Annotated in this window: 17 protein-coding genes; 11 read left to right on the forward strand and 6 right to left on the reverse strand. The window is 39.0% G+C overall.

Annotation, left to right across the window (positions count from 1 at the left end; genetic code table 11):
• The first annotated feature begins 184 nt into the window (after nucleotides 1-184).
• On the forward strand, nucleotides 185-1,330 hold the full coding sequence (locus tag DRW42_RS12260) for a TlpA disulfide reductase family protein (protein WP_113949109.1): 1,146 nt from the start codon (nucleotides 185-187) through the stop codon (nucleotides 1,328-1,330).
• Between the two features lie 77 nt (nucleotides 1,331-1,407).
• On the opposite strand, the gene purD is transcribed toward DRW42_RS12260, so the two are convergent.
• The 5 genes from purD to dcd form a co-directional block, all read right to left on the reverse strand.
• Entirely contained in the window at nucleotides 1,408-2,679 is a 1,272-nt protein-coding gene (gene purD, locus DRW42_RS12265) for a phosphoribosylamine--glycine ligase (RefSeq protein WP_113949110.1), read from the reverse strand.
• Between the two features lie 143 nt (nucleotides 2,680-2,822).
• Nucleotides 2,823-3,698, reverse strand: coding sequence for an SDR family oxidoreductase (locus tag DRW42_RS12270; protein WP_113949111.1), 876 nt, complete (start codon nucleotides 3,696-3,698; stop codon nucleotides 2,823-2,825).
• Nucleotides 3,699-3,958: 260 nt separating this feature from the next.
• Entirely contained in the window at nucleotides 3,959-4,720 is a 762-nt protein-coding gene (locus DRW42_RS12275) for an enoyl-CoA hydratase/isomerase family protein (protein WP_113949112.1), read from the reverse strand.
• Between the two features lie 179 nt (nucleotides 4,721-4,899).
• Nucleotides 4,900-7,590, reverse strand: coding sequence for a carboxypeptidase-like regulatory domain-containing protein (locus DRW42_RS12280; protein WP_244215258.1), 2,691 nt, complete (start codon nucleotides 7,588-7,590; stop codon nucleotides 4,900-4,902).
• Nucleotides 7,591-8,168: 578 nt separating this feature from the next.
• Nucleotides 8,169-8,705 (reverse strand): dCTP deaminase, encoded by a 537-nt coding sequence (dcd, locus tag DRW42_RS12285; protein WP_113949113.1) that lies wholly within the window; start codon nucleotides 8,703-8,705, stop codon nucleotides 8,169-8,171.
• A 71-nt stretch (nucleotides 8,706-8,776) separates the two neighbouring features.
• Here dcd and DRW42_RS12290 point away from each other — a divergent pair, with 71 nt between their 5' ends.
• From DRW42_RS12290 to DRW42_RS12310, 5 genes are all read left to right on the forward strand, one after another.
• Nucleotides 8,777-9,424, forward strand: a complete 648-nt coding sequence (locus tag DRW42_RS12290) for a 4'-phosphopantetheinyl transferase family protein (protein WP_113949114.1) — start codon at nucleotides 8,777-8,779, stop codon at nucleotides 9,422-9,424.
• 12 nt (nucleotides 9,425-9,436) lie between these two features.
• Nucleotides 9,437-10,165: a lipoyl(octanoyl) transferase LipB gene (gene lipB, locus DRW42_RS12295; RefSeq protein ID WP_113949115.1), complete on the forward strand. Its 729-nt coding sequence runs from the start codon at nucleotides 9,437-9,439 to the stop codon at nucleotides 10,163-10,165.
• 44 nt (nucleotides 10,166-10,209) lie between these two features.
• Nucleotides 10,210-10,935, forward strand: coding sequence for an SGNH/GDSL hydrolase family protein (locus DRW42_RS12300; RefSeq protein ID WP_113949116.1), 726 nt, complete (start codon nucleotides 10,210-10,212; stop codon nucleotides 10,933-10,935).
• Between the two features lie 88 nt (nucleotides 10,936-11,023).
• Complete coding sequence (locus tag DRW42_RS12305; protein WP_113949117.1) at nucleotides 11,024-11,521, forward strand: DUF5684 domain-containing protein; 498 nt, start codon at nucleotides 11,024-11,026, stop codon at nucleotides 11,519-11,521.
• A 5-nt stretch (nucleotides 11,522-11,526) separates the two neighbouring features.
• On the forward strand, nucleotides 11,527-11,853 hold the full coding sequence (locus tag DRW42_RS12310; RefSeq protein WP_113949118.1) for a DUF2752 domain-containing protein: 327 nt from the start codon (nucleotides 11,527-11,529) through the stop codon (nucleotides 11,851-11,853).
• A gap of 3 nt (nucleotides 11,854-11,856) precedes the next feature.
• Here DRW42_RS12310 and DRW42_RS12315 read toward each other — a convergent pair whose 3' ends face one another.
• The gene (locus DRW42_RS12315; RefSeq protein WP_113949119.1) at nucleotides 11,857-12,600 is read right to left on the reverse strand and encodes an RDD family protein; all 744 of its coding nucleotides are present in this window, start codon (nucleotides 12,598-12,600) and stop codon (nucleotides 11,857-11,859) included.
• Between the two features lie 189 nt (nucleotides 12,601-12,789).
• Here DRW42_RS12315 and DRW42_RS12320 point away from each other — a divergent pair, with 189 nt between their 5' ends.
• Genes DRW42_RS12320 through DRW42_RS12340 form a run of 5 tightly spaced genes read left to right on the forward strand, consistent with a single transcriptional unit; the run spans nucleotide 12,790 to nucleotide 17,504 of the window.
• Complete coding sequence (locus tag DRW42_RS12320) at nucleotides 12,790-13,743, forward strand: stage II sporulation protein M (protein ID WP_113949120.1); 954 nt, start codon at nucleotides 12,790-12,792, stop codon at nucleotides 13,741-13,743.
• 1 nt (nucleotide 13,744) lies between these two features.
• The gene (locus DRW42_RS12325; protein WP_113949121.1) at nucleotides 13,745-14,629 is read left to right on the forward strand and encodes a hypothetical protein; all 885 of its coding nucleotides are present in this window, start codon (nucleotides 13,745-13,747) and stop codon (nucleotides 14,627-14,629) included.
• A gap of 1 nt (nucleotide 14,630) precedes the next feature.
• On the forward strand, nucleotides 14,631-15,359 hold the full coding sequence (locus DRW42_RS12330; protein ID WP_113949122.1) for a DUF4129 domain-containing protein: 729 nt from the start codon (nucleotides 14,631-14,633) through the stop codon (nucleotides 15,357-15,359).
• A complete protein-coding gene (locus DRW42_RS12335; protein WP_113949123.1) occupies nucleotides 15,356-16,546 on the forward strand; it encodes a DUF4350 domain-containing protein in 1,191 nt (396 codons plus the stop codon). The genes DRW42_RS12330 and DRW42_RS12335 overlap by 4 nt, the downstream gene beginning before the upstream one ends.
• On the forward strand, nucleotides 16,527-17,504 hold the full coding sequence (locus tag DRW42_RS12340) for an AAA family ATPase (protein WP_113949124.1): 978 nt from the start codon (nucleotides 16,527-16,529) through the stop codon (nucleotides 17,502-17,504). Before DRW42_RS12335 ends, DRW42_RS12340 begins: the two co-directional genes overlap by 20 nt.
• The last annotated feature ends 107 nt before the right edge of the window (nucleotides 17,505-17,611 follow it).

The following is a 17,611-nucleotide window of genomic DNA, read 5'->3' on the forward strand; positions in this document are numbered from 1 at the left end:
ATTTCAAAATGAAAGTTGTGTAATTTCAAAGTTGAGACTGTGTAATTTCAAAGTGAGTAAAAATGTATGTTATAGTCATTACATATCTGTTATTAAATCTATCATAATTTTACACAGCTATTTACGTTCTAAATGCGATTGATATCCTATATTTGAGGATATTAACTTCCCTATTATCCCTAATATGAAAAAAATATTATTATCTGCAATGGCGTTATTACCGCTTGCAGCCTTAGCACAAAAGCCATTTACGGTAAATGGTAATATCAAAGGATTAAAAACCGGCGATAAGGTTTATCTGGTTTATCGTGCTAATGATAAATCTGTTACCGATTCTGCAACAGTAGCCAACGGTGCTTTTGCCTTTAAAGGTACTTTAACCGACCCTGCTGCCGGAAATCTTTTCCTTAACAAAAATCCTTATGTTAACCGCCCTGCTAAAGACGAGGTATTGGATTACGTTTCTTTGTTCCTAGAGCCAGCTACGATTAAAATAACCGGAACCGATTCTATTAAAACAGCAACAATTAGCGGATCGGTAATTAACGATGATAATAAAAAATTAAAAGCTTTAACCAAGCCGGTTGATGATGAAATCAATGCGATTAATACTGAGTACGCTAAACTAACCCCAGAACAGCAAAAAGACCCGAAAACAAGGGAAAATGCCATGAGCCGTTACGAAAAAGCTACTGCAAGTTTAACACCGATCTTGTTATCTTATGCCAGTAGTAATCCTAAATCTTATATCAGTTTAACCGCTATTAATCAATTAGCTACAGATCCTGATCAGGTAGCAGCGGCAGAAAAAGCTTTTGTTGGATTATCGCCAGAGTTGAAAGCAAGTGCTACAGGCAAAAAAATTGCCAATATATTCGATGCGGGCAGAAAAACAGCTGTTGGTGCAATGGCAATGGACTTTACCCAAACTGATACTGCTGGAAAAGCGGTAAAATTATCTGATTTTAAAGGTAAATATGTATTGGTTGATTTCTGGGCATCATGGTGTGGTCCATGCCGTCAGGAAAACCCAAATGTGGTAGTTGCCTATAATAAATTTAAAGATAAAGGCTTTACTGTATTAGGCGTTTCATTAGACCGTCCTGGTAAAAAAGACGCCTGGCTAAAGGCAATAGCTGACGATAAATTAACCTGGACACATGTTTCTGATCTAAAATTTTGGGACAATGAAGTTGCCAAGATGTACGGCATCCAATCAATCCCTGCTAATTTTTTAATTGATCCAACAGGCAAAATTATCGCCAAAGGATTGAGGGAGCAGGCATTACAGGATAAACTTCAGGAATTATTGGGAAGTAAATCGAAGTAAGCGCTCTGCTAAAGACATTAAAATAAAAACCCCGCAGATTAGTTAATCTGCGGGGTTTCTTTTTATAAGAAATTGACTTAAATTAAATCAAAACCAATGTCTTCCCTGAAATATTTACCGTCGAAATAAATTCTTCCGGCATCAGCAGTGGCTGATTGTAGGGCTGTAAACAGATCTTTCTGTAAACTGGTAATCGCAATTACCCTTCCACCATTAGTTTTTACCACATCATTTTCTAAAAGTGTTCCGGCGTGGAAAGCATTGGAATGACGCAGATTCTCGATTCCTGTAATGGCTTTTCCTTTAAGGTAATCGCCAGGATAACCGCCAGCAACAATCATCACAGTAGCCGCAGTCTGGTCAGAAATCACCAAATTCACCTCATTCAGTTTTTTATCTGCAGTAGCTAAAAACAGCTCAACCAGATCATTTTCTATCCTTGGGATTACACTTTCAGTTTCCGGATCGCCCATACGTGCATTGTATTCTATCACAAAAGGCTCTTCTCCTACTTTGATCAGTCCGAAAAAGATGAAACCTGTATAATCGATATTATCTTTCTTTAAACCGTCTACTGTTGGTTTAATAATGCGTTCTTCTACTTTTGCCAAAAACTCCGGAGTAGCAAATGGAACTGGCGAAACCGACCCCATACCGCCGGTATTTAAGCCGGTATCGTTTTGACCAATACGTTTATAATCCTTAGCTGAGGGAAGCGTGATGTAGTTTTCGCCATCGGTTAAAATAAACACCGAAAGTTCAATCCCGCTTAAAAACTGTTCAATCACTACAGTTGCTCCGGCTGCGCCGAATTTACCGCCAAGCATCAGTTTTAATTCTTCCTGGGCTTCGATGGTTTCGGTGCAGATTAACACCCCTTTACCAGCAGCTAAACCATCTGCCTTTAAAACAACAGGCAATGCATGGTTTTGAAGATAAGCCAAACCATCTTCTAAAGTTTCGGGGGTGAAAGATTTTGAAGCAGCGGTAGGAATGCCGTGACGCTCCATAAACTGTTTAGAAAAATCTTTACTTCCTTCTAAAATAGCGCCTTCTTTTTTAGGTCCGATTACCGGAATATGTGCAATTGCTTTATCTGCAAGGAAAAAATCATGAATACCATTTACCAAAGGTTCTTCAGGGCCAACAACCACCAGCTCGATGTTTTCGGTAAGCACTACTTTTTTAATGGCATCAAAATCGTTTACATTGATGTTGATATTGGTACCATAAGCTCCTGTACCACCGTTTCCCGGAGCAATAATTAATTTATCGCAGTGCGAAGACTGGCTCATTTTCCAAGCGAATGCGCTTTCTCTGCCGCCTGAACCTAAAAGTAAGATATTCATATAGGGCAAAGATAAATAAAAAGGTAAGATGTATGATGGAAAAGGGAAAATGGGAAAAAATGTAATAGGGAAAATGTAATAATGGATGATGTATTAGCGACTGGAAATTACCCATCATCCACATTACATCCTTACATATTACATCATTTTGCGCTTCTCGTCATTTGCTCCAGCATATCCCACATTTCGTTAGGGATGGCTTCTAATCCGTTCATCTGGCCTGCACCCTGTAACCATTCGCCACCATCGATGGTAATTACTTCTCCGTTGATGTATCCGGAGAAATCGCTCACTAAAAATGCTGCTAAATTGGCTAGTTCCTGATGATCGCCTACCCTTTTTAAGGGCACACGGTTTTTAAAGTCGAATTTTTTGGCCAAGTCGCCGGGTAATAAACGTTCCCATGCACCTTTGGTTGGAAACGGTCCGGGTGCAATGGCATTGGTACGGATCCCATATTTGCCCCATTCTACCGCTAAAGATCTGGTTAAGGCCAAAACGCCGCCCTTTGCACAGGCAGAAGGAACCACATAAGCAGAACCTGTAAATGCGTAAGTAGTAATAATATTTAAAACGGTTGCTGCCTGTTTTTCTTTGATCCAGTGTTTACCGAAAGTAAGCGTACAATTAACGGTTCCTTTTAATACAATATCGATAATAGACGAAAAAGCATTGGCCGATAAACGTTCTGTTGGCGAAATAAAATTACCCGCGGCATTGTTTAGCAAAACATCAACCGATCCAAAACGCTCCAGGGTTTTAGCCAGTACATTTTCTACCTGCGCAATTTCCCGTACATCGCAGGCTACGGCCAGAACTTTACCTCCGGTTTTCTCCTCCATTTCATCGGCAGTTTTTTGAAGTACATCCTGCTTACGGCTGGTGATAACCAAATTGGCACCTAATTTCAGGAAATAAACACCCATTGCCTTCCCCAGTCCGGTTCCGCCACCTGTAATTACAATGGTTTTTCCTTTTAAAGCGTCTTCTCTAAGCATTGGTGAGTTGTAACTGAACATGGTATTTTGGTTAATTGTTGAGGTTTAATTGTTTATTGTTGAGATTGTTTTATTGCTGGTAATGGTTAATCGTATACCCTTCGACTATGCTCAGGGGTTAATTGTGTTCAATTGCTAAATTGTTCGATTGTTATATTGCAAACTGCCAATTACCAACTGAAAACTATTTTATTGCTATATCGATCGTTAGGTTTTGATTATTGTGATTTGGTTATTGATAATTGATCACTAATACTTAACTGTTCATTGCAAACTGCCAACTATTTCCGCTGCAAATTAGCTAAAATGGTTTGCAAAATATGGCGTGTTGCCGGTGACCACCATTGGGCCAGCATTTTCTCTAAAGCTTCTGACTGATCGGCTGAGGCAGCAGCAATAAGTTCTTCGCGGATATTGAGTTTACTTTGCGACCATGTATTGCTTTCGAGCTCCATGTATTTTTTAATTTTACGTTCAGCAGCAGTTAATAAACTCTCGTTCTTCACCACTTCATCTACCAAACCTACTTTTAAAGCCTCTTCGGGATTATACAATTTACCGGAAAGCAAACTGCGGCTAGCTTCTGCCTTACCAATCCAAAATGCATATAACTGGAAAATACTATTGGGCACAATAATACCCACAGGTACTTCATTTAAACCGATAATGTATTGCCCTTCGGCCATGATACGGTAATCGCAGGCCAGGGCCATTACGCAACCACCAGCCGGACTATGGCCACTAATTGCTGCAACAATTGGTTTTTTAAAGGCAACCATGTTAGCGGTAAAGCCAAGAAATAACTCCCAGAAAGATTTTGCTTCTTGTTCGTTATAGTTATAAAGCTCTATCAGATCCAGGCCTGCAGAAAAGAAAGGTGCGTTTCCGGTTAAAATTACGCCGCCGATGTTATCATCAGCGGCAATATTTTTAAGCATATCGTTAAGTTCGGTAATCAGCTCGCGGTTTAAAGCATTAGATTTTCCTCTATCTAACGTAATGGTTGCCAAACGGTCTTTTACACTTACTTTTATTGTATTCATATCGTAAATAGTATCAAGATTTGAAAAATATAGTATAAAGATTTTGAGTATTGAGAATCAAGATTTCAAGTATTGAGTATTAAGTATCGAGTATTAAGTATTAAGTATCAAGTACGGAGAATCAAGATAAACATACACAAGCTATGCATGCATACTAATTCAAATTTATCTATTTTTTACTATTTAACATCATAAGTGTAAACTTTTCTGGCTAAATGCCCTACAGCATCGATTCCTTCTATTACAACCCTATAGTTTCCGGGCTCATCAGCATTATAGAATTCGAACTTCGCCTTTCCGTCTTTATCTGCCACTACCTGCGGATTCCAATAAATTGTTGTTCTTAAATCGGCACGGCTACTTGTACTTTCAGTATCGTATTTTGGCGAATAAAACTCACGTGAAATCGAAAATCCTTTAGGGTTTAAAGTCACAATACCTGGTGCATAACGGTTGGTGCTCCGGCCGCCATCGCCACGTTTTGTTGTGATGATAATTACCCCTCCGCTACCCTGCGAACCATAAATTGCTGTATTTCCAATGCTTTTTAACAACTCAATAGATTCTACGTCAGAAGGGACAACGTTATCGAGAAAATCGGCTTCCATCTGCATCCCATCAACAATAATCTGAATCGGGGTGTTTTGACTGCGCATTAAATAAGGTACGTTGCCCCTAAAAATTACACCTGGCAGTCGCCCTTGTAAACATTGCGACAGGGTTACACAGGTAGACAATTGATCGGCCGTCATTACATAATCTGCCCTACCTGCACCGTTGAGGTTTGAAGAGTTTTTAGCAGGATTTTTCTTTTCGGTAATGGTTACCTCTTCGAGTTTAATGGTTCTTTCGAGCAAACCTAAACGAGTCATCTCGTTAAAATAATTATCGCTTTCCTTAATATATTTCATTAAGGTATTGTTCACATTAACATCAATATCGGCACTATTTTTATTTTTCGTCACAATTTGCCCAGGAACAACATCAACATTGATATCAACAAACTTACGTTCGGTTTTAGTTCTAGCCTGTACCACAAATTTAGTGCTATCACCAAATTCAAGGTTATCAAAAACAAATTTACCTTCGGCATTGGTAACGGTATCGAGAATGTACATGGTTCCCTTTGTAGCCATTAACATTACTTTTCCACCAGGAACAGGTTTATTCCCTTTGGTTACAGTACCGCTGATGGTAATGGATTGTTCTGGTTTGTAAGTTATTGCGGGACCAACATTGTTGATGATATTTTTCCAGATAAAACGTCGCCAGCCCTGGGTAAGCATCAGGTTATCGAGTTCCTTTTGTGTCTGAATATCGTCTTTCAGAAAATAATGGTTGGGTTTTTCAACATACCCGGTCAGATCAGAAGTAAGCAAGAGAGAGGTAAGGATATTCGATTCGTTATCTTCATCAGGCGCTACTTTGGTTGCATTGGTAACGGCAACAGAGAAACTTCCCAATACCGGCTGTCCGCCATTGGCAGCATCGAATGTAAATGCAGCTTTTCCTTTTTTAGTTGTCGAAACTCCAGACGAGTTGAGCGATAAATCAATCAAACCTGATTTATTGTTTACAAAGATTAAACGCTCCGCAACAGGCTGGTTAGCTCCGGAGAACAAAGTGAACTGAACAATACCGGTAGGCAGGTTCTTTTTAGGGATATTAGCCAATAGCACCTGCTTATCCATTTTTGCCTTCGAAACATAATATACATTCCCACCATGCTGTGCTACAACTTTTAATTCTTCTCCGTTAACGAGATCGGCACTGGCCAAAATTTTAAGCGTTACTTTACCGGTATCCAAAGCATTTAACGACATGGTATAACCACTTTTAGCAGCAGCGGGAAGTTTTATTGTTTTTTGAGATCCATCTTTAAATTTAATTTTGGCAGAATATGATTTTCCAGCCTGATTGTTGAACACCAAGTTGCCCATCCCCAGGTAACTGGTAGCAAAGGCCGTTACTTCGGCCCCGGCGTCATCAACAATGGTACCTTCTATATCTTCGCCTTTACCATTGGAGTTTACAGCTTTTATAGCCACTTTTTGAGGCAGTTCTTCTATAAGCGCCCCTCCTTCAGGCATAAACTGAACATCTACATCGTTTGAGGTTGAAGTAATGGGGATTGATTTGATTACTTTTTGTTTGTTATCAAGCGTAATGGTGGCTACAATTTTACCCGATTTATTGGTAAAGGGCTGGCTATTGGCAAAATTGATCACGGCATCGCCGGTTAAACTGGTTTTTACCTTGCCTTTGGCAACTGAGCGGTAATCTAACTGTACATCGTAACTCACCTCATTTTCGCTGTAAGCCACACCATTTTTATCTTCGAAATGGACTGTGGCACTCACCTTATCGGCATTGTTTTCTTTTGTGAAATTATAGGTCGTTTTTGTAAAAACTTTGTTAGCCCAGCTATTTCCGATCTTAATTGTCTTATCAAAGAAGAAATCTGTACCAAAATTCCGCATATAATTGGTGTATGCCCTGATGCGGTAATTGCCCTCACCAAGTGAATCTGTAAGCTTAAAATCGCCCCAGGTGATGCCGCCCATAATAGGTAGTTTCAGCGTTTTTTTAAGGGAATCTTTTTCGTTAATCAGCTCTACGTAAAGTATTTTACTGATGTTTGATGGTGCCGAAGTTTTGGTATTTACAACATAGGCTTTGAACCAAATATCGTCTCCGATAGCGTAGTAGGGCTTATCTAAATGAAGATGGACTTTTTCTTGCGGGTATTTACTAGTGTAATCTTCGAATTTTTGTAAGAGCTGACTGAAGGGGTCATCGTCCATCTTAAATGCGGTAAATCCGATCAATAAACAGACAAAACTGAGTGCGAGAATAATTCTGGGTTTCATGTGGTTAGGTAATATAAATAAGTCTCAAGGTACAAAACCTGTAGCATACTTTTATGAAGTTACCGTGAAATTTAGTTATCAGAGGGTTTAGCGTTTGGGGCTAGGCGTTTGGCGTTAACAGAATGATTGTTGTTGGTGGCGCTGAGCGATTGGCGTTAGGCGCGTAGCGTTAACAGAATGATCGTTGTTAGTGGCGTTAAGCGATAGGGGTTAAGCGATTAGCGTTGACTTAACCAGGTGATAAACAATTTTTAATGAAATCCTCCTACAGTGTGCAGTGCCTAATCATAAGGGTCATGAAAGCTTCTCCAAGGCTTCTAATAGTTTAAAATCGATTACCAATAATCAAATCACAATGATCAAATCTTAAGATCAGAATTAGCTTTCATTTAACACCTGATCATTCGCAATCGAACAATTTAGCGATCGCCACAATACAGTTAACCGATTAACCAATTTCTACAGTTAACCATTAAGAAGTTAAGAAAGTTAAGGTTTTTGAGGTTTGCAATACAGCAATCTAACAATTTAGCAATAAAACAATCATAACAATTAGCCCTCCGGCAATTAACCAATCCCTAAAACTTATTCTTCCACATCATACTCTCTACAGGTCGCGTGGTTTTATTATTGTATTTAGCGTTTCCCTTTGTGTTGTACATGGTTTCGATGCTGCCCTCTACGGCGAAATAGATCAACTGGCCAATAGGCATACCGGCATAAATTTTAACAGGCTGTGCTACCGATATTTCCAGCGTCCAGGTGTTGCAGAAGCCCACATCGCCTTTACCTGCAGTAGCGTGGATATCGATCCCTAAACGGCCGGTACTGCTCTTGCCCTCTAAAAAAGGAACATGTTTATGTGTTTCGGTATACTCTAAAGTTACGCCTAGATATAAAACACCAGGATGAAGAACGAAGCCATCTTTGGGAATTTCGAAATGTTCGATTTCGTTGTGCGCTTTAGCATCCAATACCCGGTTTTTGTAGGTAGCCAGGTATTTCCCCAAATGAACATCATACGAGTTTGTGCCTAAACATTCGCGTTTAAATGGCTCGATGATGATTGTACCCTTTTCAATTTCTTCTAATATCCTGCTATCAGATAATATCATTTTTATGCGTATTTTTGGCCTAAATTATCATTTATTTAAGATAATTTTGCATGTAATCTCCAATTTAATCAATGCCAATCGTTTACAATAAAAATATTGATCAGCATTCTGTTTTAGCAATCTGGAAAATTGAGGAAACGGAAGAGGAATTGTTGGCCGGACTGCAGCTTAAACAGCATGAACGTGACATCATTTCTTCTTTAAACAGTGGAAAAAGATTGCTGCATTGGCTGAGCACGAGGTTGCTGTTGAGAACAATGCTTAACACTACCGAATACATCGATTGCCAGTTTGATGAACATGGCAAACCTTACCTGGTAAATTTCGATTATCATATTTCGTTAAGCCATTCTTTCGATTACGCCGCGGTAATGATCAGTAAGGATCATCCGGTTGGCGTTGATATCGAACTGATTAAACACAAGATAAAAAGCATTAAACATAAGTTTTTGAGCGACGTAGAACTTGCGCAAAAACAAATTGGCGATAATACTGAAGGCTTATACGTGGCCTGGTGCGCCAAAGAGGCTATTTATAAGTGGCATGGCAAAAAAGGACTGGAATTTAAACAGCATATCCACATCAAACCTTTTAAGCTAAAGAGCGAAGGTTCATTAAATGCCATCGTTGAACTTCCAACCGGCACCCGCGAACTGAGCGTAAACTATTTTAAAACCAAAGATGGCTACATGCTGGGTTATGTGGCAGGCAATTCTTAAAAATATAAAGTGATGAACGAGACAGCAGAAAAAGTAATTGCAGCAGATCTGGCACCTACCATGTTTAGCGACTGGGGCTTAACTGATTATCAGGAAGCATGGGATAAACAGGAAGATTTATTAAATAAAACGGTGGCCATTAAAACAGAAAACCGTGTGAATAATACCCATAGCCCTACACCAAACCACCTTGTTTTTTGCGAGCACCCACATGTTTACACTTTGGGCAAAAGCGGTCACCCCGAAAATTTATTGCTGGATGAGCAGGGCTTAAAAGATAAAAAAGCTACATACTATAAAATAAACCGCGGTGGTGATATCACTTATCACGGGCCAGGCCAAATTGTTGGGTACCCTATTCTTGATCTGGATAATTTCTTTACCGATATTCATTTGTACCTGCGTACACTGGAAGAAGCGGTGATCCTGACATTAAAAGATTATGGCATTGAAGCAGGTCGGTATCCGGGTTATACGGGTGTTTGGTTAGATGCCGACAATGAAAAGGCACGTAAAATCTGTGCCATGGGTGTACGCTGCAGTCGCTGGGTTACCATGCATGGTTTCGCTTTTAATGTAAATGTTGACCTCGATTATTTTAAAAATATTGTTCCCTGCGGTATTGATGATAAAGCCGTAACCTCTTTGGCAAATGAGCTCGGGTATCAACCGGATATAGAAGAGGTTAAAGAAAAATTAAAAAACCACATTGCGGGTCTTTTTAAAATGAAGCTGATTTAAAGGGAGAATAAAACTAAGGTTAAGGCTACTTCGTAGATTAAACCATGAAGATTTTATTAAACCTCGTTTTATTTTCTTTCTTAACTTCGGGCTGTACAAAACAAACGCCCATGATTAACGAGCCGGTTACCGAACAGCCAACAAATCCATCAAATGGAACAGGTAATTTTACCTATCTCGCCCTTGGCGATTCTTATACTATTGGCGAATCGGTAAAACAGGCAGAGTCGTTCCCTTACCAGCTTCAGAGTTTGTTAAAAGCGAAAGGCAGTAATGTAGCAAACCCCAAAATTATTGCCACCACCGGCTGGACGACAGACGAATTACAAGCCGCCATTAAAAAAGAAAATTTAACCGGATCTTACAGCTTTGTTACGCTATTAATCGGTGTAAATAACCAATATCGCGGCTACCCGATTAATACTTACAAAAAAGAGTTCGCAGAATTGTTACAAACCGCAATTGCTTTTGCAGGTGGCGATAAGCGTAAAGTTTTTGTGGTTTCTATCCCCGATTGGAGCGTTACCCCTTTTGGAAAAAACTCAGGTAAAAGTACTGAAACCATTGCTGCCGAAATTGATAATTTTAATGCTGTAAACCAGGAAATCACGCTCGCAGCAGGCGTGAGCTATACCAATATTACTCCTGCATCAAGAAATGCGGCTACAGATACTTCGTTAATTGCCGGAGATGGGCTGCACCCAAGCGCCAAAATGTATGGCCAGTGGGCCGAAGCTTTATCAACAAAAGTGGCCGATGTGTTGAAATAATTTAACCCTTACTTATTCTGTTTTTAAATTAAAAAAATTACTTTAGTTTAACTATTTAAATTAAATCACCTTAAAAACAGTAAAAATTATGAATGAGTATGAATCGAGCGGAATAGCCGCAGGTACTGGTGCGGGAGCTGCAATCTTCTATCTGGCGATAATCGTTGTGATGATTATTGGAATGTGGAAAGTGTTCGAAAAGGCTGGTAAGCCGGGCTGGGCTGCCATCATCCCTATCTATAATCTAATCATTTTATTAGAAATTGTTGGCAAACCAATGATCTGGATTTTATGGTTGATTATTCCTTGCGTTAACATTGTATTCGCAATCTGGCTTTACAATTTAGTAAGCAAAAGTTTTGGTAAATCAGAAGGTTTCACAGTTGGTTTAGTTATATTTCCTTATATTTTCTGGCCTATTTTAGGGTTTAGCTCAGCTAAGTACTTAGGCCCATCGGCAGCTGAAGCACAAAATGGTGGTTTTGGAAATAACCCTTTCAACAATCCAAATAACCCATTTAACAGCCCAAATAATCCATTTGGTAATCAAGACAAACCTAACGACACTCCTCCACCGGTAGTTTAATCAGGATGTTCACCATATTTATATTTTGCAGCTCAATCAACCTGTTTGATTGGCTGCAAAATCATTTAGTAACCTGCCCATTTAAAGCTTTAACCGGTATCGATTGTCCGGGTTGTGGCTTTCAAAGATCATTAATTGCCCTAATGCAGGGCGATTTATCCAAAAGCTGGTCCCTTTACCCTCCAACTATTCCGTTGCTGTTTTTGTTTATATCTGTTGGTTTATTGTATAGGCTAAAGATTAAACAGCACTCCCTAATCTTTAAAATACTGGTAATCGCGGTGGGTAATTTTGTAATGATCGCCTACATCCATAAAATGTTTTTCAGCTAAGAACTAAACACTCATATTGGCTGTTAAGTGGTTATAATCTTTCAATACAGTTTCTAAAAACTGTAATTCGTTCATTCCTTCTGGTATCGTAGCAACAATATGTTCCTTTATTTTAGCCGCCAGAGTATAAATCAGGTTGGCATTTCCGGTTTGGTAATAACCCGTTAATACTTCGTGCACCAGTTCAATATCGCGATCGTTTAAATGTAAAACCTCTTTAAATTTAGGCTCATACTCTTCCGGCATATTGAAACTGAAAGGTACATTAGCAAATGCTGTACGGGGTTTCGTTTTAATCAATGTAGTTTTAGCCAATATATCGCCCACACGCTGGTGTTTTTCGGTTACTACAACAGAAACCAGGGCAACCACCCCCCAACCGAAAGGAAAACCAAAATCGATTACCCTGAATAACCACCTGAAAATATACTGTCCGAAAGTGGGTTGTGTACCATCAATGCTGATCACCTTTATTTTAAGCACTTTTTTGCCAAGTGTTTGTCCATCCATGGTGATTTCGCAAATGAGGTCGTAAAAAGCAAATATTGCAATAAAAATAAAGAGCACCACCATAGCACCTGTTCCCGACGTAGCTGCAGACACAGCTCCCATTATTACCAGCGTAATGATGGCAATAACTAAAAATATGGCAAGATCGATACACCTCGCAGCTATACGCTCTCCTAATCCGGCAATTTCATAATCAATATCAATATTTTGAGCAGTGCTAATCCTGATGTTATCCATATTCAAACATAATTTTTTTTAGAGATAATCGCTATAAATCGAGCTGGATTTTTTTCGAACTAAAGTTTTCTTATATTTTTCAGTTTAGATTGTACATCTGTGTATATTTGTTTTGGGGCAGTGGTTAATTGTGATTTCATTTCAATAAAAAATTAACTATTTTAACCCAAGATTTGGTAAGACCCTTAAATGAGAGAAGCATTATTTGTTAAACAGAATTCGGAAAAGTGGCAACATTACGATTCCATGCAACAGGCCAATCCAGACGAGGTGGCCAACCAGTTTATCGAAATCACCAACGACCTTGCCTACTCGAAAACTTTTTATCCCAACTCTAAAACCACCGCCTATTTAAATGGCTTAGCCTCAAAACTTCACCAATCGGTTTATAAGAACAAAAAAGAAAAATCGAACAGGTTTATTTCTTTCTGGAAAACCGAATTGCCCTTAATTTTTTTAGAACATAGGAAACAAGTATTATATGCTTTCATCTTTTTTCTGATCTCCTGCGCAATTGGAGCATTGTCTGCCAAATATGACGATACTTTTGTACGTTTGATTATGGGCGATGGTTATGTAAACATGACCAATGAGAATATTGCCAAAGGCGATCCGTTTGGGGTATATAAACAGGATAACCCATTTATGATGTTTTTGCAGATTGGCTCCAATAATATTTTTGTAGCCCTGTATACTTTTGCTTTGGGTATCATATTTTCATTCGGATCCATTGTTTCATTATTCAGAAACGGAATTATGCTGGGCTCCTTCCAATACTTCTTTTTTGGCAGGGGACTGGGTTTTCAATCTGTTCTGGTTATCTGGATCCACGGAACATTAGAAATATCAGCTATTGTACTTGCAGGTGCTGCAGGTTTAATTTTGGGCAACAGTTTTTTATTTCCTAAAACCTATACCCGCATGGCATCATTGCTCAAGGGTGCAAAAGATGGATTAAAAATAGTAATCGGGCTTATACCGATTTTTATTGTAGCTGCCTTTTTCGAAAGTTTTGTAACCCGCCATACCGAAATGCCTATCTGGCTAAGTTTGCTGATATTGTTATCATCCGCAGCTTTTATCATTTGGTATGTATTTATTTACCCCGCTAAAGTTTACAGCAAACAACCTACACTGGATTAACATGATCGCTAAAATAGAATTTAAGAAAATAAGGGATTTTGGACAGGTGATAAACGATACTTTCACCTTTATGCGGCAGAATTTTAAACCGCTTATTAAAATATATTTTACTTTTTGCGGTCTGTTTGTTGTTGCCAGTATGCTAACCATGCTGTTACAGCAATATAAAATGGTTAACGTTATCAATACCATTGGCGTTGAAGGACATACAAACAAATTCGGCTTTAGTTCTTTGTATGGCATAGAATACTTTCTTTCTATTTTATTTTCCTTATTTTCTTATAACAGCATGACTGTGGCCATACATTCTTACATTGCCATTTATGTTAAAAAGGGGAATCAAATTCCCACTGTTGACGAGGTTTGGGCTTATTTTAAATACTATTTTTTCAGGGTTTTCTGGAGTTCTGTTGCACTGGCCCTGATGTTGGGCATAGGCTTTGTATTCTGCTTATTACCAGGTTTTTGGCTATTTCCTTACGTGTGTATGTTTTTCCCGATCATGATCATCGAAAATGGCTCATTGGGACATTCTTTTAACAGGAGTTTTGCATTGATTAAAGACCATTTCTGGGTTACATTTGGTATATTAATCGTGGTATGGATTATCGTTTACGCCAGCATGAGCATGGTGGTATTGCCAACAAGTTTGTTTAACATGATTGGCATGTTTACCCATAAAACACCGCATATGTCGTTAACATTAACCATGATAACCACTATACTGCAGTCGCTATGCCAGGTATTTACCATTATACCGATTATCACGATCTCACTCAGCTATTTTAGTTTGGTTGAGCAGAAAGAAAGTGTTGGATTAATGGAACGTATTTCTCATTTCGGCAGCACCGAAAAACCAACAGATACCAGACCAGAAGAATATTAAAATGCAGCGCGCCCTCTTCCGATATCTTCTTGTTTCCTTTTTGTTTTTTATTCCGGTAATCAGCAAGGCACAAACCGTCAAACCTAAGCCGAAAGCTCAGGTAATACGTATCGACAGTGCAAACATTACTGCAGCTAAATTTGATAAAGACTCGTTAAGTAACTATAAAGAACAAAAAGAATTTCAGTACGATGGAATTGGTGAGGAGCAATTATCCTGGTGGGAAAAATTCTGGATGTGGTTCTGGAATATGATCGGGAGGCTTTTCACAGGTGCTGCATCGAATCCTTTTTCGAGGTATATTTTTATCGGGTTAGGCGTAGCAGTTGTTTTGTACATCGTGATCAAAGCTATCGGTACCGAAAACATATTCAGGAAGAAATCAAAAGAAACCATCCTCCCCTATGATGTAATTACCGAGAACATCCACGAGATAGATTACGAAAAGGAACTGCAAAGATTAATTACCGAAAAGAAATTCCGTTTAGCAGTAAGGCTTTTGTATTTAAGAACACTAAAAACATTAAGCGATGCCGAAATAATTTACTGGCAGCCTGACAAAACCAATTACAATTATTTAATGGAAATTAATACCCCCGAACTCAGAAATGATTTCGGCAGGCTTACCCTGCAGTTCGATTATATCTGGTACGGCGATTTCCCTGTGGATGAAGTGAAATTTGAGCCTATTAACCAGTCGTTTAACCAGTTTAACAGCCAGATTAGATGAAAGGTTACAGAATATATCTGATTATAGGTTCTATCCTGATCCTCGGCTACCTGGTTGCGCAGTACAATAAACCTACGCCAACAAACTGGGCACCAACTTATGCCGTAAAAGATAAAATCCCTTATGGCACTTATATCCTGTACCACCGGATAAAAGATATCCTGCCTAAAGTGGAAATTAAACAATCGAAAGCGGCTATTTACAATACTTTAAAAGCGAAAAAATTTAATAAAACCGCCTATTTAATTGTTGCGCAAAAGGTAGAAATCGGCAAAACAGATTTTGATCAGCTGGTAAAATATATGCAGGCAGGCAACGATGCCTTTATTGCCAGTTATGATTTAGGAAAGATAGAAAAAGACCTTAAATTACAATCTGTTAGCACAATGTCGGCAGAGAGCAGCACCCTGAATTTTACTAATCCAAATTTAAAAACCGAGGCAAATTATGGTTTCGAAAGGGGAATTGGCAGTCAGTATTATAGCAAACTGGATACCGCTAAAGTCACTGTTCTGGGGGTAAATGGTAATGGTAAACCCAATTTTATCCGTTACAGTTATGGAAAAGGAAACCTCTTCCTCATTGCCGAACCAGGTTTTTATACCAATTTTAACCTGTTGGATAAATATGGGGCAGAGTATGCGGCTAAAACCCTAAGCTATCTGCAGGGAAATACGCAGGTGATTTTTGATGGCTATTTTACCGGTCAGGAAAACACCACAACCGATATGCTCAGGGTATTTTTTAAACATCCTGAACTCAAATTTGCCTATTATCTGAGTATTTTCGGGCTGATTATTTTTGTACTTTACGAAATCAAACGCAGGCAAAGGATTATTCCCATTGCCGATCCGCTTACCAACTCATCGCTGGCTTTTGTTAATGTGGTGGGCAGTGTTTACTATCACGAAAGGAACAACCTCGATATTGCCTTAAAAAAAATCAATTATTTTATGGAGTACCTGCGGAGCCGGTATTACCTTAAAACCAACGATATCGACAGCAATTTTGCCCAGCTATTGGCAGAAAAAACCGGCATTAACGAAACCCTGGCCAAAACATTAACCAGGTATTTTATCGAAACGCCACAAATGGGCGATTTGAGTGATACACAATTGATCAGTTTAAATGAAAGTATAGAACAGTTTTATAAAATTACGCAAAGCAATGGAACAAGAACAGTTTAACACACGTACCGATTTAAGCGCTTTAAATGCAGCGGTAAATCAGATCAGATCGGTACTTGGAAATATTATAGTAGGCCAAAAGCAGGTAATTGATTTCCTGATTGTTGGGTTACTTGCCGATGGGCATATTTTAATTGAGGGCGTGCCCGGCGTAGCGAAAACACTTAGTGCCAAACTACTGGCCAAATCAATTGATGCACAGTTTTCGAGGGTGCAGTTTACTCCCGATTTAATGCCTTCGGATGTTTTGGGAACACCTATTTTCAATACCAAAACAGGTGATTTTGAATTCAGAAAAGGGCCCATTTTTGGCAACATTATTTTGGTTGATGAAATTAACCGTGCACCAGCAAAAACCCAGTCGGCGCTTTTTGAAGTGATGGAAGAACGCCAGGTAACCATTGATGGACATACCTATATTATGGACGAACCGTTTATGGTTTTGGCTACACAGAACCCGATTGAACAGGAAGGAACCTACCGTTTACCCGAAGCACAACTGGATCGTTTTCTTTTCAAAATTGAGATTAAATACCCTTCATTAGAAGAAGAAACAGCCATTTTACTGGCACAGCATACGTTGGTTAACAAAACCTTACTGAACGATGTAAAACCAGTATTATCTGTTCAGCAGATACAGGAAGCAAGGGCAATTATCCGTAATTTATTTGTAGAACCTAAGTTATTGGAGTTTATTGCCAAAATTGTAACCGAAACCCGTAACAATCCGTCGCTTTACCTGGGTGCTTCGCCAAGGGCATCGTTGGCTATTGTACATAGCGCCAAAGCTTTTGCAGCTATCCAAGACCGCGATTTTGTGACGCCTGAAGATATTATTGCTGTTGCAGCTCCGGTACTTGCACATAGGATATTATTATCGCCTGAAAAAGAAATGGAAGGTTTAACCACAACTGATATTGTAAGCCAGATTATTAAAAAAATTGAAGTACCGAGGTAAGTCCACAGTCTTAAGTCTGTAGTCCTAAGTCTTAATTACCAATGATCAAATTATAATGTTCAAAATATAGCGATCGGTTTAGCAGTGTAGCAATTCAACAATGTAGC

Origin of the sequence: Pedobacter miscanthi (genome assembly GCF_003315595.1) — a bacterium.
GTDB lineage: Bacteria > Bacteroidota > Bacteroidia > Sphingobacteriales > Sphingobacteriaceae > Pedobacter > Pedobacter miscanthi.

Bases quoted from the DNA above. Each gene is read 5' to 3' on its own strand.
- DRW42_RS12260 (WP_113949109.1), top strand. From the start codon at position 185: ATGAAAAAAATATTATTATCTGCAATGGCGTTATTACCGCTTGCAGCC.
- purD (WP_113949110.1), bottom strand. From the start codon at position 2,679: ATGAATATCTTACTTTTAGGTTCAGGCGGCAGAGAAAGCGCATTCGCT.
- DRW42_RS12270 (WP_113949111.1), bottom strand. From the start codon at position 3,698: ATGTTCAGTTACAACTCACCAATGCTTAGAGAAGACGCTTTAAAAGGA.
- DRW42_RS12275 (WP_113949112.1), bottom strand. From the start codon at position 4,720: ATGAATACAATAAAAGTAAGTGTAAAAGACCGTTTGGCAACCATTACG.
- DRW42_RS12280 (WP_244215258.1), bottom strand. From the start codon at position 7,590: ATGAAACCCAGAATTATTCTCGCACTCAGTTTTGTCTGTTTATTGATC.
- dcd (WP_113949113.1), bottom strand. From the start codon at position 8,705: ATGATATTATCTGATAGCAGGATATTAGAAGAAATTGAAAAGGGTACA.
- DRW42_RS12290 (WP_113949114.1), top strand. From the start codon at position 8,777: ATGCCAATCGTTTACAATAAAAATATTGATCAGCATTCTGTTTTAGCA.
- lipB (WP_113949115.1), top strand. From the start codon at position 9,437: ATGAACGAGACAGCAGAAAAAGTAATTGCAGCAGATCTGGCACCTACC.
- DRW42_RS12300 (WP_113949116.1), top strand. From the start codon at position 10,210: ATGAAGATTTTATTAAACCTCGTTTTATTTTCTTTCTTAACTTCGGGC.
- DRW42_RS12305 (WP_113949117.1), top strand. From the start codon at position 11,024: ATGAATGAGTATGAATCGAGCGGAATAGCCGCAGGTACTGGTGCGGGA.
- DRW42_RS12310 (WP_113949118.1), top strand. From the start codon at position 11,527: ATGTTCACCATATTTATATTTTGCAGCTCAATCAACCTGTTTGATTGG.
- DRW42_RS12315 (WP_113949119.1), bottom strand. From the start codon at position 12,600: ATGGATAACATCAGGATTAGCACTGCTCAAAATATTGATATTGATTAT.
- DRW42_RS12320 (WP_113949120.1), top strand. From the start codon at position 12,790: ATGAGAGAAGCATTATTTGTTAAACAGAATTCGGAAAAGTGGCAACAT.
- DRW42_RS12325 (WP_113949121.1), top strand. From the start codon at position 13,745: ATGATCGCTAAAATAGAATTTAAGAAAATAAGGGATTTTGGACAGGTG.
- DRW42_RS12330 (WP_113949122.1), top strand. From the start codon at position 14,631: ATGCAGCGCGCCCTCTTCCGATATCTTCTTGTTTCCTTTTTGTTTTTT.
- DRW42_RS12335 (WP_113949123.1), top strand. From the start codon at position 15,356: ATGAAAGGTTACAGAATATATCTGATTATAGGTTCTATCCTGATCCTC.
- DRW42_RS12340 (WP_113949124.1), top strand. From the start codon at position 16,527: ATGGAACAAGAACAGTTTAACACACGTACCGATTTAAGCGCTTTAAAT.